Raw genomic sequence first — 14,533 nt, 5'->3', positions numbered from 1 at the left:
ATGTATTAAAGTAAAAGATCCAGTAGCGGCGGACCAAAGAGAAGCAGCCCAATCACTACAGCAAAAACCCCATATACAAACACAGCAGCTGCCGCCACATCTTTTGCTCTTTTCGCTAGCGGATGAAATTCTTTTGTGTAAAGATCAACAGTTCGCTCAATCGCCGTATTCATAATTTCAAGTGAAAACATCCCACCAATGACGAGTAATAAAACCATCCAATGCATCAATGGAAACTGAAGCCACCATGCTAATGCGATCACTAAAAGAGAACACCCTACATGTATTTGCATATTCTGTTCATATTTCACGACATGTTTTAATCCATGGGTTGCAAAAACAAATGATCGAAGTAACCGTCTGAATCCTTTTTGGTTTCTATCTGACAAGCCCATAACTTGTTAAGATCTCCTCCTGACGGCCAAACATTTCTTTTTCTTCTTGCTCCGTTAGATGATCATAGCCAAGTAAATGAAGAAAACCATGAACCACTAAGAAGCCGAGCTCACGTTCAAAGGAATGACCGTAATCTTCTGCCTGCAATGAAATCCTTGGCACCGAAACAATAATATCTCCAAGAAGATTTGGCATTCCACTAATCGGTGCAACCACCTCATCTTCTCCTTCATTTAATGCAAATGATAAGACATCGGTTCCTTGATCTTTCCCTCTATGCTCATTATTTAGTTCTCTTATTTCTTCATCATCTACAAAGCTAACAGACACTTCGTAATCCCCATCAAGTTCCTGAACCTTTGAAGCATGCGTAATGATGTCTTGTATAAGATCTAGTTGTTTACTTGTTAGTGTGTTCGTCTCGTCCATGGTTTCCACGAGTATCGTCATGTTCTTTCCCACCTTTTTTCATTTCATCCGGATATTCAATTCGTTGATGGAATGTCCCTTTTAACGTCTCGAGCATGGACAATGCAATGTCATTTAACTCTCTTAACGTAATTTCCGATTCATCAAACTGACCGTCTTCCAATTTTTCTTTAATAATCTTATTTACCATTGCTTCAATCTTATCTGGTGTTGGCTTAGACATTGAACGGACAGCAGCTTCCACACTATCAGCAATCGCAACAATACATGCTACCTTATTTTGAGGCTTTGGTCCAGGGTAACGGAATTGCGACTCTGGTAATGGCTGCTCCACATCCTGATTCGCTTTATGATAAAAGTATTTAAGTAAGCTTGTTCCATGGTGCTGTTCGGCGATATCGACTATTTCTTTTGGCATCTTATACTCTCTGAGTAAGTCTGCTCCATCATAAGGATGTGAAATAATAATCGTTGTGCTGAGCTGTGGTGAAATCTTATCATGAGGGTTATCCTGCCTCAATTGGTTTTCAATAAAGAAATGAGGTCGTTTCGTTTTACCGACATCATGATAATACGCACCCACTCTTGCTAACAGCCCATTTTCACCTAACCGCTCACATGCCGCTTCTGCAAGATTCCCAACAACCACACTGTGATGATACGTTCCAGGGGCTTCAGTTAAGATCTTTCGGAGTAACGGATGATTTGGATTGGATAACTCAATGAGCTTTGAAACAGATAAGATTGAAAAACCGGTTTCAAAGAAAGGAAGCAAACCAATCGTTAAAATAGCTGCGGCAATCCCCGAGAAAGCAGCACTAGCTACATGAGATCCTACTTCAATCCAGTTATGCTGTAACCCCTTAATGAAAAGGAGTGTTAACACGGCAATGACATTAATACAAGCTACTAAGAATCCAGCTTTAAGCAACCTTGTAATTCGATTAGATGTGTCTAGAAATAATGCACCTGCAAGCGAACTAACTAAGAGATAAAAGCCATAAGTCACATTAAATGATGATGCTCCATCTTGGCTATAAAGAACCGTTCCTACAATGGCGTACAACACACTTGAAAATAGAGCAATCCTAGTATTTAATAATAGCGTGAGAAGCATCGTTCCAGCCGCAACAGGAACTACATAACCGACACCAGCGATATTTATTAATTCTGTATAACTTGTGACCTTCATCAAACATGTCACAATGACAAAAACAAGAATGAACATAAGAAAGTGAGAATTGTTATTCTTAACCGTCGTATTTGATTCTTGAATAAAGTAAAGCATCATCCCCATGATAATCATCACAAACAATCCAAGACCAATATATGGATAGAAATTAAGAGACTCATCTAGTAACCCAACTAATTTTAGTTGAGCATACATTTCGTTATTAATAACATCTCCTTGCTGCACTAATAATTGGCCTTCTCTAATCATAACGGGTTCAACATTCTCAGAAGCTTCTTCACGTAGTCGTTCAGTAGAGTCTCGATCATACACATAGTTTGGAATAATCGCAAATTGACCCACTTCTACCATGGCATCTCGCAAGCGGTTACTAACAGTCGATATATTGATTAAACCATCTACCTTATCCCTAGCTTCTTGCAGATCGCCTGCTTCAATTTGCTCACTCATTACTTCAAAAACAGTGTTTGATGTTGCCTCTTTAGCTAATACAAGCTGAGATTCAGACGTTTCGAGTAATGTAATAATCGTTTCATCAGATAGTTGATTACTTGTCCCAGATGAGAGCGCATCCTTCACGCTATTTAAACTCTCTTCCAAGCGTTCCTCTTCATCTACTTCTTCTTCATCTTCCTCAGAATCAGACTCCGACGTCGTTTGATCCTTTTTTACCTGAATCACTAATTCAAAAATATCGTTTACACGTCCACCTTGCGTTTCAGCGTAATTTTGCTTTAACACATAATTTGGATCAACATTATCAACAGCTTCACTTTGTAATTGCTCGGTAGCTTGTCTGTTCTCGATCGTGATAGGCGACCTGATATCTTCTTCTGCTGTATCAGAAAGATGAATATCCAATTGCTCAGGAATCACGTTTCCAAGCATCATAACATAAAGAAAGACAGCTGTTAGGAAAACGAGAATGGACTTTATGTATCGGTGTTGCTTAATCTCATTCCACCACGTTTTCACTGATTTTGGCTTCTTTGTCATATGTTCACCTCAACTTCTAATCCGAAAATCAATTAACTATACACAATTCTGTAAGAGAAGCAGACCAATTCATTGGTCTGCTTACTGGTTGTGAGTGGTATGTATGTCCGATCCAAGGCCCTTTAAAGAGATTGACCTGGATCGTTTTGATCGTATGCTTGGATAATTTGTTGGACCAACGTATGCCTCACCACATCTGATTGCTGTAAATAAATCATTCCAATGCCTGAAACATTCTTTAAAATAGCGCTAGCCGTTTCAAGGCCGGATTGTTTTCCTTTTGGCAAATCAATTTGAGTTAAGTCACCGTTAATGACCATTTTCGAGCCGAACCCGAGCCGAGTAATAAACATTTTCATTTGTTCTTTTGTTGTGTTCTGCGCTTCATCTAAAATAACAAACGCATCATCTAATGTTCGACCACGCATATAAGCTAGCGGAGCTACTTCAATCGTCCCGCGTTCCATTAATCGTGTCGTTTGTTCAACTCCAAGCACATCATGCAATGCATCATACAGAGGTCTTAAATATGGATCTACTTTTTCCTTAAGGTCTCCTGGTAAGAAACCAAGACTTTCTCCAGCCTCTACTGCCGGCCTTGTTAGCACAATTCGATGCACCACACCATCTTTAAGTGCGTTAACTGCCATAACAACTGCTAAATAGGTTTTTCCGGTACCCGCTGGGCCAATTCCAAACGTCATGTCTTTTTTACGGATTTGGGTTACGTAATGTTTTTGACCGAGTGTCTTAGCTCGTATCACTTTACCTTTTACTGACGTTGCAATTTTCTCATCGTATAAATCATATAGTTCACTTAATTGACCGTTTTTTGCAAGACCAGCCGCGTAAACAACATCACGCTCAGAAACACTCATTCCAACCCTTAACAAATGTAATAATGATTGGAATAGCTCAGCCGTCTGTTCAATGGCTTCACTGTGACCTGTAACAGAAATCTCTTCTCCTCTTGTCACAATTTGAACATTTAGACTTTCTTCCGCCCTTTTTATATGTGTATCATTCGGACCGAATAAGAGTTGTACTTCATTTGTGTTTTTTGGTTCTAGATGTAGTACTCTGGTTTCTGACAAATCGCCTCAATCTCCTTGAATTATCGGTTTTTCCTTCGCAATATCTTCAATGACTTGATAATGTATCGTTAGGTTCACTTTACCATTGTCAACCGCTTCGTGCAAAAGTTTTCCACTTAAGATTTCAGCATCATCAGGCAATCTTTCTCTTAGTTCGTGTTCTGCCTGTCCCATTCCAACCTGCTTGGCCTCATCCTCAGTGTACGTTCGATTAAACGAATAGGTTTCATGTATTTCCTTATGAGTTAAGGAAATCGGAAACTCCCAACCGAACAGATCAAAGGATTGTTCCTTTTCAAACTCCTGTACCTCAGGATAGTCTGGTTTACCAAATCCCCATATCGGAACACGCCAGTCATTAAAGGTGAGTGCATACCTAGATGAATGTTTTCCAGTTAACGTAGTAAATGAAGCTTCTAATGGAACGCTTACTTTAGAAGTGTACCATATTTCTCCTAAAACTTGTCCTTTTGCTGGCACAGTTTGCATGCGATCTTCTTTCGTACCGATTGTACCTGATACTAAAAGATCTCCTGGCATCACATAGTCATTGACTTTCACTTCAGGATGCCCATGTTCAACAAATAGTTTATGAATGACCGCTTTCTTGGAGGCCACTAAATGCCTGGGACTTAATAGTTCAGCTTCTTCTGGTAATTGATGTTCTACAATCTCAAACTCATAGATCGTTCCTTTTTGTCGAACTCCAATCCAGGTTGCATCCGTAACCCTCTGTTGAATTTCTTGTTGAATCTTCTCTACTGGTGGTAACTGTGCTTGGAACGTTCCTCGCTTGATACCAAGTTCAGTTGCAGCCAATTGAACTTCATTCGCAATTTTTGGGGAGCCCCCTTTTACCTGTATTCCCCAGACCATCTGAGAACATACCAGCATTAAGATAAAGAAACTAACAAGTCCAATGGTAAATCCACTGCGTTTTTTCATTGATAGCAATAAAAAAGGCAAACCGTGCCTTTTCTTAAAATGCACCTTACACTCATATTGTTTGCGTAACGTCTTTAACACCATAATATCTTTTAATGCAATATGAAAGCCAATTCGATCCTCGCTCAGTTTTCGTATCGACCAAATGGCTAGTCCATTATGCAAGCATGCGTTTAACAGACGCTCTGTATAAACGCCTGTTAATTCAACAAAAACGTAGCCCTTCAAGTGTGTCATCCAATGATTTAACATAATATCCCCCTTTATCAACACAATTTATATTAGGAGTGATCATCTGAGTCATTGATGTAGATTACTTGATCAATTCTACCTTCAAGCAATAACTCTTCCGGATAGATGGTTTTGATCACAAATTGGTCCCCTTTGATTAATACTTGGCCCTGCTTTAATAACAGACGTAACTCTGAGGTTGAAAACCTGAGAACTCCTTTATGGTTTTCAATATAAATATGCAACTGACCAATCATTGTAATCCTGGGCAGGTCCATCATGACATCTGCGGGAAGCTGCATATGCTGCATCATCCATTTTCGTACAGGTCCCATCAGTTTTCCCATGCACCATTCCCCCTCCATGTATGCTTATGTTAAAACTAAGTAGGATATCACTTTATTCCGAATCGGAGCGTACGTGAAAATAAAAAAGAACACAGACAAAAGTCAAAAGACTTTCATCTGTGTTCCGAGTCGTATCCATTACTTATGACGCGTTGGCGCAAATGCTTTATGTGGGTTTCTTGAACGAGGCTTGCCAAGAACTTCAGCCCACACAACTGCTTTCATCGCTTCTTGTTTTGATAGGTTACTCACACTTATATCAAGGTGACTTGTAGAACGTGTTCGGTTATCAGACGTAGCACTTACTTGAACCTGCCTAGGCGCCTGCTCCTCTGTTTCACGCTTTCTTCGTTTGTATTCTTCTAGCCTATCATATAATTCATTCCTACCATTTACCGCTTGAGTCGTCTCTTGTTCACGATGTTGAGAGGGAGCGTACTGATCCGTCACCATTTCTGGCTCTTGTTGCTGCCTTGGTTGTGGCTCTGCTTTTACCTCTTCTTGTGTAAAGATATCGCGCCAATTGATTTCTTTTGACTCCTCTTGCTGCTGTTGTGGTTGGTTTTGACCTTGTTGTTGATTTGTTTGTCCCGCGCCTTTAGCCATTCGTCCTAAAAAGCTAATGATAGCTATGATGAAGAAAATCAACAGGGGACTACCGAGCAAGGTAGAAATTAATTCTTCCAATGTGTATCCCTCCTTTTCAAAGGAAAGGCGAATTAGTTACTTTCGTTGTTTGATGAATCGTTGTCATCGGTTGACTTGCTGATTGAATCTCTCATGTCAGTATCTGCCATCAGATTTTGATAGTTCATGTAATCCATTACACCCATACGGCCTGTACGTAGTGCTTCTGACAAAGCAAGTGGTACTTCTGCTTCAGCTTCCACAACTTTTGCACGCATTTCTTCAACACGCGCTCTCATTTCCTGTTCTTGCGCGACAGCCATTGCACGACGTTCCTCTGCTTTTGCTTGAGCAATGTTCTTATCAGCTTCCGCTTGATCCGTTTGTAGCTCTGCACCAATGTTTTTACCGATGTCAATATCAGCAATATCAATCGATAGAATCTCAAAAGCTGTTCCTGAATCTAGCCCTTTAGATAATACAGTTTGAGAAATCATATCAGGATTTTCTAGAACTTTTTTGTGATCTGTTTGCGAACCAATTGTAGATACAATCCCCTCACCAACACGAGCGATAACCGTATCTTCCCCGGCACCCCCGACTAGACGATCAATGTTTGCACGAACTGTAATTCTTGATTTAGCTTTAATTTCAATCCCGTCCATTGCTACACCGGCAATAAAAGGTGTTTCAATGACTTTAGGGTTAACACTCATTTGTACAGCTTCAAGTACGTCGCGACCTGCTAAGTCAATAGCAGCTGCACGTTCGAATGGAAGTTCAATGTTTGCACGTTGTGCAGCAATTAATGCATTTACGACGCGGTCAACATTACCACCTGCTAAATAGTGTCCCTCTAGTCTTGACGTGTCTAAGTCAATCCCTGCTTTTACAGCCTTGATTAATGGGTTTACAACGCGCGCAGGTACAACCCGGCGAAGTCTCATCCCAATTAATTCAAAGATACTGATTTTCACTCCTGCGGCAATGGCCGAAATCCATAGCGCAACTGGAACGAATGTGAATAGTACAGCAAGAAGTATGATTACAACTGCTATAGCGATAAGAATGAAAATCGTTCCTTCATTATCAAATGGCATATCTTATTCCTCCTTTTATTTGTGATCAGCCTGCACTTCGCGAACCACAACACGTGACCCTGATGTATAGACGACCTTCAATAAGCTACCTTGTTCAATATATCCACCCTCTGAAACCACGTCAAGGCGTTCTTCTCCAAATTGAGCAAATCCAGCAGGACTTAGCCTCGTTAAAGCCTTACCATGCTGGGAAAGAAGCTCCGTACGCGTTTCATTAGAAAGATATCCTTCTTCACTAGTTGTTGATGATTCCAAAACCATTTTTTTCCACGGCCCTCGGTCCCCTAAGAAATGGAACAGAAGGATCGCAGCTAAAAGTGAAACAATTAAAGCTACTCCTACTGCAAAGAGCATGGTTGCGGTTGAGAAGGATGCTAAGAAAAGACCACTAATAATGGACGCTATGCCCAGCACCCCAAAAACCCCAAATCCAGGTATAAAAATCTCAATCACAATGAGTATGACACCCACTGAGAAAAGAATAATGGATTCCCATCCTGCAAAGCCTGCAAATAAATGACCAAAAAAGAAGAGTCCTAAAGCTGCAAGTCCAATCATGCCTGGAATACCAAAGCCTGGGGTATATAGCTCTAAAATCAATCCTAGGCTACCGACCGACAAGAGGATCGGAATGACGATCGGGTTTGTCACAAACCGGGCGATTTTCTCAGCAAAGCTGACTTCAGAGTTAATTACTTCTGCATCCGGTAAATTCACAATATCCAACGCAAGTAACTCATCGATCGATCTAGCTGTTCCTTCTGAATACCTAACATCTATGGCATCTTCAGCGCCAAGTGTTAAAAAGGTTCCTTCTGGAGAGTTTAATTCCGGTAGATCATGGTTAGTACTTGCCATAGCAAGTGCAAACTGAGGATCCCTTTTATTTTTCTCTGCAGCATTTTTCATTTGATTCAGCCAATACGATTGCGCTTTTTCTTCTGCCGCATTTCCTGCTCCATCAATGACTCCTGCTGCTCCCATACTTCCTTGTGGATGCATAACAATTTGATCTGCATTTAAAGCAATGTATGCGCCCGCTGAGATCGCATCGGGATTCACATAGGCTGTAATCTTAATATCCGTTTGATCTAAAAGCTGAGCAATGTTTCCAGCTGCATCAACCGCGCCACCCGGTGTGTCAATATCTAGGATGATATGGTCCGCTTGTTCTCTTTCAGCTTCAGCTAGTGCCCGTTCGAGAAACTTCTCTAACCCCCGTTCGACAGTCTGCTCAACAGGAATCACATAAACGCTCGGTTTATCTTCCGCGGTTGAGGCAACCATGTACAGTTGGACAGGTATGAGTAAAAACCCAAGAAACAGAGCTGAAAGTGATAGTAAGAGAATGGCTTTCCTCATACGATTCACACCCTCCCCCCTTCCAAAGATGTATAATATCATGTACGAATGAACAAAGAGATGGTTTCACTTTTTTTCACTCGTTTGATTTTTTCCATTACTTTAAGTGTAGCATGATCTCAATAGGACATTCCAGTTTCGCGGTGACGCTTTCATGACTATTTAATACAATGACAAAAAGCCGATCTCTAAGAGACCGACTTTGAATACATTTTTTATGAAAGCGACTCTAGAACAAGACGATTTATCACAGATCCATCTGCCTTGCCTTTAACCTTAGGCATAATGGCACCCATAACCTTACCCATGTCCGATTTATTCTCGGCACCGGTTTCGGCAATCGTTTCTGCTACAATTTGTCTCACTTCATCTTCAGTAAGCTGCTCGGGCAAGTACTTATGAAGGACAGCAATTTCTTCACGTTGCCGCGTCGCCAGATCTTCACGACCCGCCTGCTCAAACTCGTGGAGGGAATCCTTGCGCTGTTTAAGCTCACGATTCAGCACCGTTAGGCTATCTTCTTCAGATAATTCATGCCCTAGTTTAATCTGCTCATTCTGAATGGAAGCTTTGACCATTCGTATTACAGCTAGTTCTAGTTTATTTTTACTCTTCATCGCTACCTTCATATCCTGGTTTAACCGTTCAAGAAGATTCAGGTGAATTCACCCTTTCAAAAAAGCCTAAATTAGAATTTACGTTTTCTAGCGGCTTCAGATTTCTTTTTACGCTTCACACTAGGCTTTTCGTAGTGCTTACGTTTTTTAACCTCAGCCAACGTTCCCTCTTTAGAGATAGACTTCTTAAAGCGACGAAGTGCAGCATCAATCGATTCGTTTTTGCGAACGCGAGTTTCTGCCATGATATTTCCCTCCCTCCGAAAACAACCAAGCTCAAGACGTAGATATGCTTCATACACGTCTTTAGCTATTATAATATATTTGATTATAATCGGTCAACCGTCTTTCGGCAACCCTAAACTGTTAATTTGTGCGTTTTCATTAAGTTTTCCACATAAAAATTGCACATGAAACGTGCATCTTGTCCATAAGGATGGTATAGAGGTGACGACATGTTCGCAGAAATCAGTACTCGTTTTATCGCCTATCTAGCCATTTTTTTGTTTGGATTAATTGTGATGAGACACGGTCTTTACCAGCTAGCTCAAGCTAGATTACAAGGTTGGCTTACAACGTTAACGGATTCTGCTTGGAAAGGGTTGCTTATTGGCATGTTGATCACAGCCATTCTTCAAAGTAGCACAGCAGTGATGGTTATGCTAGTTGGCCTAGTGGCAGCAAGAATGATTCCTTTTACTCATACGATTGGAGTGATACTCGGAGCGAATATTGGAACAACAATCACCGCTGAATTAATAACGTTTCAGATTGGTTCTTATGCCTTATGGATTCTAGCAGCTGGAATGATCCTTTTAATTTTCCGCCATCGTCTTACTTATTCACTTGGCAGTTTATTTGTTGGACTTGCCTGCTTGTTTTTATCAATGAGTGGCTTCTCTTCTTTGGCGGAGCCTATCGCAGCCTTCCCTGCAGCAAGAGACCTCTTTCACTGGGCTTCCTCTTATTCTGTAAACGGAATGTTTCTAGGTGCGATTTTAGCGGCTATTATTCAATCTAGTACAGCGTGTATAGCCATTGCTATGGGCTTTTTAGAAGACATGAGTATGAGTCTGCCAACAGCCATCGCTATTATGATTGGTTCAAATATCGGAACCTGTTTAACTGCGCTTCTTGCTAGCATAGGAACAAATGGAGCTGCAAAAAAAGTTGCTTTTGCAAACGTTTGGCTAAATACACTCGGAGCGCTTTGTTTTCTTCCCTTTATCGATGAATTAGCTTCAGTTTCCATGATGTTATCCGAGCATTCAAGTATACAGCTTGCTCATGCGAGTGTACTGTTTAACGTCATATGTTCATTGTTACTTTTGCCACTTATAAAGCCGTTCACACGGTTTATTGAGTTCATTCATCCTAAGCTATAAACTCTAAAAAACAGGTACCTGAGCTTCGCTCAAGTACCTGTTTTCTTAATAGCTGGATTCGCCTTGTAACCCTTTCATGATTGCCACACCAGAGCTCGCCCCAATACGGCTTGCACCTGCTTGAATCATTTGTTCGGCGTCCTCTAAGCTCCTTACCCCACCAGAAGCTTTTACTCCTACTTCTGGTCCAACTGTTGTACGCATTAACTCAATATCCGCTACCGTTGCACCACCAGTTGAGAAGCCCGTTGAGGTTTTTACAAAATCTGCACCTGCTTTAACCGCAAGCTCACAAGCTGCTTTTTTCTCCTCATCTGTTAACAGACAGGTCTCAATAATTACTTTTACTAATGCTTGACCCTTTGCTGCTTCAACAACCGCACGAATATCTTCCTCGACAAGCGTATGATTCATTGCTTTAAGCGCTGCAATATTGATCACCATGTCTACTTCATCCGCACCGTCTTTAATCGCTTGAGTGGTCTCAAATGCTTTTGTAGCCGTTTGAGTTGCCCCGAGTGGGAAGCCAATGACTGTGCATACTTTTACCTCATGCGACCCTTCTAAGAGCTCAGAAGCGAGTGGGACCCATGTAGGGTTTACACAAACAGATGCAAATTGGTAGGTACTCGCTTCCTCACAAAGAGTGCGGATTTGTTCTTCTGATGTATCCGGCTTTAGGGCAGTATGATCAATCAGTGCAGCTAAACTTTGTTTAGTCATAATGTGACCTCCGTTTTAATAGTTCACTACTTTTTGGTGGGTTTCTTCATCTTGCATCACGCGAACAAAATCAGCATCGTTAACTGGGTAACCTGGCTTTGTAAGCTTCACTTTTACAATATGCCCAATAAAATCTTCACTTAGCTTAACTCGTACACGAAGATAATTATCTGTGTAGCCTACTAAGAAGTCAGGATGATCTTGATCTACTTCTTCAGGAATCATTTCTAACACTTCGTTATGGAATGTAGATGCGTATTCCTTAGCAAGCTGATCAGATAATTGAATAAGCTTATGTACACGCTCATTCTTAATCGATTCATCCACTTGCTCGTCCATTCTTGCAGCAGGTGTACCTGTGCGTTTAGAGTACGGGAACACATGAAGCTCACTAAATTTGTGCTTCGCGATAAAGTCATACGTTTCCTGGAATTCTTCTTCTGTCTCACCTGGAAAGCCGACAATCACATCGGATGTAACAGCAAGACCAGGTAACGCTTCTTTTAGTCGATCCAAACGCTCTGCAAAGAAGCTCATTGTGTACTTGCGTCTCATTCTCTTTAGAACCGTATCTGAGCCAGATTGTAGTGGGATATGAAGATGACGTACAACTTTTTCCGAATCATTGATCACGGCAATGACTTCATCTGTTAGCTGACTCGCTTCAATAGATGAAATACGAATACGTTTAAGACCTTGGACGTTCTCAAGATCCTGCAATAGACGTGCTAAGCTATAATCTTTTAAATCCTCTCCATAGCCACCTGTATGGATACCAGTTAAGACAATCTCTTTATAACCAGCTTCAACAAGCTGTGTAGCTTGTTTGATGACATCTTCTGGCTGCCTTGATCTCATTAGTCCTCGTGCCCAAGGAATAATACAGAATGTACAGAAATTGTTACAGCCCTCTTGAATTTTTAATGAAGCTCTTGTCCGATCTGTAAAAGCTGGAACATCTAACTCCTCGTAAACACGAGATTTCATAATGTTGCCTACACCATTAATTGGTGTACGTTCTTTTTTAAATTGTTCAATATAACCGATCATTTTTGTACGATCTTGCGTACCAACAACAATATCAACACCAGGAATAGCCATAATTTCTGCTGGTGAGGTTTGTGCGTAGCAGCCTGTTACACAAATGACAGCATCGGGGTTTTTACGAATGGCACGGCGAATAACCTGGCGACTCTTCTTATCCCCCGTATTCGTCACGGTACATGTGTTAATGACATATACATCCGATGCTTGTTCAAACTCTACTTTCTCGTAATTCTCACTTTTAAATAATTGCCAAATCGCTTCTGTTTCATAGTGGTTCACTTTACATCCTAAAGTGTGAAATGCGACCGTAGCCATACTCTTCACCTCATTAATTCATAATGGTACGAAATCGCTGCGAGCGCTGCAAGCGACGCTGTTTCCGTACGTAGTATTCTGGGTCCGAGTCCACAGGACTTGGCACCCGCACGCTCAAATTCCTCTAGTTCCTCGTTTGTTATTCCGCCTTCAGGACCAACAATAACAAGTAATGAATCTCCCGGACTCAGTTCTTGTAACTGTGTTGCAAAAGCCGACGTTTCATTAGCTTTTGCTTTTTCTTCTGCCAACACTACACATGCAGTGAATGTGTTGATCAATTCCGTCAGTTGTTTAGACGAGGAACTAGTGAAGATGGTGGGAACCATTAATCGATAAGATTGCTCAGCTGACTCTTTTGCAATTTTCTCCAGACGTTCCCGTTTCTTTGCGCCCTTCTTAGCGTCCCATTTTACAATCGAACGCGCTGCAGAAAAAGGCAAAAATCCCACTGCTCCTAGCTCTGTTCCTTTTTGCACAATGAAATCGAGCTTATCACCCTTAGGTAAACCTTGAGCAATCGTAACGGAAATAGGAAGCTCTGTATTTGCGAAAAGTTCTTCTTTAATCGAGGCCGTTACTTCATTCAAAGTAACGGATTCGAGTACACATAAAACAGCTCTTTGTTCTTGATTAATGCAAACAATCGTATCCCCCAGCTGCATCCGCATCACCTTTGTAATATGAGCTGCATCATCACTATTAATCGTTACATGCTTGTCCGACATTTGCTCATTTGCTACAAAATATCGTTGCATTACATAGAGTCCTCTGGTTTTACGGCTGTTATGGCTACCCAATCTTCCATTTCTGTGATTTCAGTTATTAAGAACCCAGATGTGGTTAGTGCATCTTTTACATCTTGTTTTTTACGCTGAATAATCCCTGACGTTACGTATGTTCCACCTGGACGAAGAATTGAAAAAACATCATCTGTAAAGGAAGTGATAATCTCAGCTAAAATGTTTGCTACGACTAAGTCATATGACTCAGGCTCCACACCTTTTACTAAGTCGTTTTGCTTCACATTAATGATAGCTGTCGCTTGATTTAGTTCTACATTTCCAATTGCGCTTGTGACTGCCACATCATCTAAATCATAAGCATCTACTTTTTTAGCCGCAAGCTTTGCAGCAGCAATAGCAAGCACACCAGAGCCCGTGCCAACATCTAAGACACGGTCTCCAGCAGTAATTGTTTTTTCGATCGCTTGGATTGACAGGATGGTTGTTGGATGAGTTCCCGTTCCAAATGCCATTCCTGGATCAAGTTCAATAATCATTTCACCCTCATTTGGCGTATACTCTTCCCATGTCGGGATAATGGTAATCTGATTAGAAACTTTTATGGGATGATAATACTTTTTCCAGGCAGTAGCCCAATCTTCTTCATCCACTTCGGATACAATAACCTTATTTTTTCCAAGGTCAATCTGATGAGCGGTTAGGCCGTTTATCTCGCCTTTTGTCTCTTCGATTGTTTCATTAAGAAAGCTGTTCACTGGGAAATAGGCTTTAACGATTACACCTTCTTCAGGATAATCATCTGGAGAAAGCTCATACACCTTCCCATACTCTAGATCCCAATCTTTCACTAAATCACTTGGATCCTCAATGACAACACCACTTGCACCTGATTGGTGAAGAATGTGACATACCGGTTCTACTGCTGCTTGTGTTGTATGAATACTGAACTCTGCCCACTTCAAGCTTAAATCACTCCCATAA

16 protein-coding genes are annotated in these 14,533 nt (G+C 41.1%); 1 reads left to right on the top strand and 15 read right to left on the bottom strand.

Going from position 1 to position 14,533, the window contains the following annotated elements; genetic code table 11:
* Window positions 1–5: 5 nt before the first annotated feature.
* The 11 genes from JNO66_RS01510 to rpsU form a co-directional block, all read right to left on the bottom strand.
* Window positions 6–395 carry a diacylglycerol kinase family protein gene (locus tag JNO66_RS01510; protein ID WP_203086446.1) on the bottom strand — a complete coding sequence of 130 codons (390 nt, stop codon included), beginning with the start codon at window positions 393–395 and terminating at the stop codon, window positions 6–8.
* On the bottom strand, window positions 379–846 hold the full coding sequence (ybeY, locus tag JNO66_RS01505; RefSeq protein ID WP_203086445.1) for an rRNA maturation RNase YbeY: 468 nt from the start codon (window positions 844–846) through the stop codon (window positions 379–381). Before ybeY ends, JNO66_RS01510 begins: the two co-directional genes overlap by 17 nt.
* Window positions 797–3,013 (bottom strand): HD family phosphohydrolase, encoded by a 2,217-nt coding sequence (locus JNO66_RS01500; RefSeq protein ID WP_203086444.1) that lies wholly within the window; start codon window positions 3,011–3,013, stop codon window positions 797–799. Before JNO66_RS01500 ends, ybeY begins: the two co-directional genes overlap by 50 nt.
* Before the next feature lie 122 nt (window positions 3,014–3,135).
* Window positions 3,136–4,107: a PhoH family protein gene (locus JNO66_RS01495; RefSeq protein WP_203086443.1), complete on the bottom strand. Its 972-nt coding sequence runs from the start codon at window positions 4,105–4,107 to the stop codon at window positions 3,136–3,138.
* Window positions 4,108–4,113: 6 nt separating this feature from the next.
* Window positions 4,114–5,304: a sporulation protein YqfD gene (gene yqfD, locus JNO66_RS01490; RefSeq protein ID WP_203086442.1), complete on the bottom strand. Its 1,191-nt coding sequence runs from the start codon at window positions 5,302–5,304 to the stop codon at window positions 4,114–4,116.
* Between the two features lie 29 nt (window positions 5,305–5,333).
* Entirely contained in the window at window positions 5,334–5,630 is a 297-nt protein-coding gene (yqfC, locus tag JNO66_RS01485; RefSeq protein ID WP_203086441.1) for a sporulation protein YqfC, read from the bottom strand.
* A 138-nt stretch (window positions 5,631–5,768) separates the two neighbouring features.
* Window positions 5,769–6,317 (bottom strand): hypothetical protein, encoded by a 549-nt coding sequence (locus JNO66_RS01480; protein WP_203086440.1) that lies wholly within the window; start codon window positions 6,315–6,317, stop codon window positions 5,769–5,771.
* Window positions 6,318–6,349: 32 nt separating this feature from the next.
* The gene (floA, locus tag JNO66_RS01475; protein WP_203086439.1) at window positions 6,350–7,357 is read right to left on the bottom strand and encodes a flotillin-like protein FloA; all 1,008 of its coding nucleotides are present in this window, start codon (window positions 7,355–7,357) and stop codon (window positions 6,350–6,352) included.
* 15 nt (window positions 7,358–7,372) lie between these two features.
* Window positions 7,373–8,719 carry an NfeD family protein gene (locus JNO66_RS01470; protein WP_203087465.1) on the bottom strand — a complete coding sequence of 449 codons (1,347 nt, stop codon included), beginning with the start codon at window positions 8,717–8,719 and terminating at the stop codon, window positions 7,373–7,375.
* Window positions 8,720–8,934: 215 nt separating this feature from the next.
* Window positions 8,935–9,378, bottom strand: coding sequence for a GatB/YqeY domain-containing protein (locus JNO66_RS01465; protein ID WP_203087464.1), 444 nt, complete (start codon window positions 9,376–9,378; stop codon window positions 8,935–8,937).
* A 29-nt stretch (window positions 9,379–9,407) separates the two neighbouring features.
* Window positions 9,408–9,581, bottom strand: a complete 174-nt coding sequence (gene rpsU / locus JNO66_RS01460) for a 30S ribosomal protein S21 (protein ID WP_071312078.1) — start codon at window positions 9,579–9,581, stop codon at window positions 9,408–9,410.
* A gap of 210 nt (window positions 9,582–9,791) precedes the next feature.
* On the opposite strand from rpsU, the gene JNO66_RS01455 reads away from it, so the two are divergent.
* Window positions 9,792–10,721 carry a Na/Pi symporter gene (locus tag JNO66_RS01455; RefSeq protein ID WP_203086438.1) on the top strand — a complete coding sequence of 310 codons (930 nt, stop codon included), beginning with the start codon at window positions 9,792–9,794 and terminating at the stop codon, window positions 10,719–10,721.
* 45 nt (window positions 10,722–10,766) lie between these two features.
* On the opposite strand, the gene deoC is transcribed toward JNO66_RS01455, so the two are convergent.
* The 4 genes from deoC to prmA are packed head-to-tail and all read right to left on the bottom strand — an operon-like array spanning window position 10,767 to window position 14,514.
* Window positions 10,767–11,444: a deoxyribose-phosphate aldolase gene (gene deoC, locus JNO66_RS01450; protein WP_203086437.1), complete on the bottom strand. Its 678-nt coding sequence runs from the start codon at window positions 11,442–11,444 to the stop codon at window positions 10,767–10,769.
* Between the two features lie 15 nt (window positions 11,445–11,459).
* The gene (gene mtaB, locus JNO66_RS01445) at window positions 11,460–12,806 is read right to left on the bottom strand and encodes a tRNA (N(6)-L-threonylcarbamoyladenosine(37)-C(2))-methylthiotransferase MtaB (RefSeq protein WP_203086436.1); all 1,347 of its coding nucleotides are present in this window, start codon (window positions 12,804–12,806) and stop codon (window positions 11,460–11,462) included.
* A gap of 5 nt (window positions 12,807–12,811) precedes the next feature.
* A complete protein-coding gene (locus tag JNO66_RS01440; RefSeq protein ID WP_203086435.1) occupies window positions 12,812–13,564 on the bottom strand; it encodes a 16S rRNA (uracil(1498)-N(3))-methyltransferase in 753 nt (250 codons plus the stop codon).
* Window positions 13,564–14,514 (bottom strand): 50S ribosomal protein L11 methyltransferase, encoded by a 951-nt coding sequence (gene prmA / locus JNO66_RS01435; RefSeq protein WP_203086434.1) that lies wholly within the window; start codon window positions 14,512–14,514, stop codon window positions 13,564–13,566. Before prmA ends, JNO66_RS01440 begins: the two co-directional genes overlap by 1 nt.
* Window positions 14,515–14,533: the final 19 nt, after the last annotated feature.

The organism is Alkalicoccobacillus gibsonii (assembly GCF_016798245.1).
In the GTDB taxonomy this organism is placed as follows: Bacteria; Bacillota; Bacilli; order Bacillales; family Bacillaceae_D; genus Alkalicoccobacillus; species Alkalicoccobacillus gibsonii.
Note: the sequence above shows the minus strand (reverse complement) of the source record. Positions and strands in the feature narration are given on the sequence as shown.

Coding starts and splice junctions, on each gene's coding strand:
- JNO66_RS01510 (WP_203086446.1), bottom strand. CDS start 395: ATGGGCTTGTCAGATAGAAACCAAAAAGGATTCAGACGGTTACTTCGA.
- ybeY (WP_203086445.1), bottom strand. CDS start 846: ATGACGATACTCGTGGAAACCATGGACGAGACGAACACACTAACAAGT.
- JNO66_RS01500 (WP_203086444.1), bottom strand. CDS start 3,013: ATGACAAAGAAGCCAAAATCAGTGAAAACGTGGTGGAATGAGATTAAG.
- yqfD (WP_203086442.1), bottom strand. CDS start 5,304: ATGTTAAATCATTGGATGACACACTTGAAGGGCTACGTTTTTGTTGAA.
- yqfC (WP_203086441.1), bottom strand. CDS start 5,630: ATGGGAAAACTGATGGGACCTGTACGAAAATGGATGATGCAGCATATG.
- floA (WP_203086439.1), bottom strand. CDS start 7,357: ATGCCATTTGATAATGAAGGAACGATTTTCATTCTTATCGCTATAGCA.
- JNO66_RS01470 (WP_203087465.1), bottom strand. CDS start 8,719: ATGAGGAAAGCCATTCTCTTACTATCACTTTCAGCTCTGTTTCTTGGG.
- rpsU (WP_071312078.1), bottom strand. CDS start 9,581: ATGGCAGAAACTCGCGTTCGCAAAAACGAATCGATTGATGCTGCACTT.
- JNO66_RS01455 (WP_203086438.1), top strand. CDS start 9,792: ATGTTCGCAGAAATCAGTACTCGTTTTATCGCCTATCTAGCCATTTTT.
- deoC (WP_203086437.1), bottom strand. CDS start 11,444: ATGACTAAACAAAGTTTAGCTGCACTGATTGATCATACTGCCCTAAAG.
- mtaB (WP_203086436.1), bottom strand. CDS start 12,806: ATGGCTACGGTCGCATTTCACACTTTAGGATGTAAAGTGAACCACTAT.
- JNO66_RS01440 (WP_203086435.1), bottom strand. CDS start 13,564: ATGCAACGATATTTTGTAGCAAATGAGCAAATGTCGGACAAGCATGTA.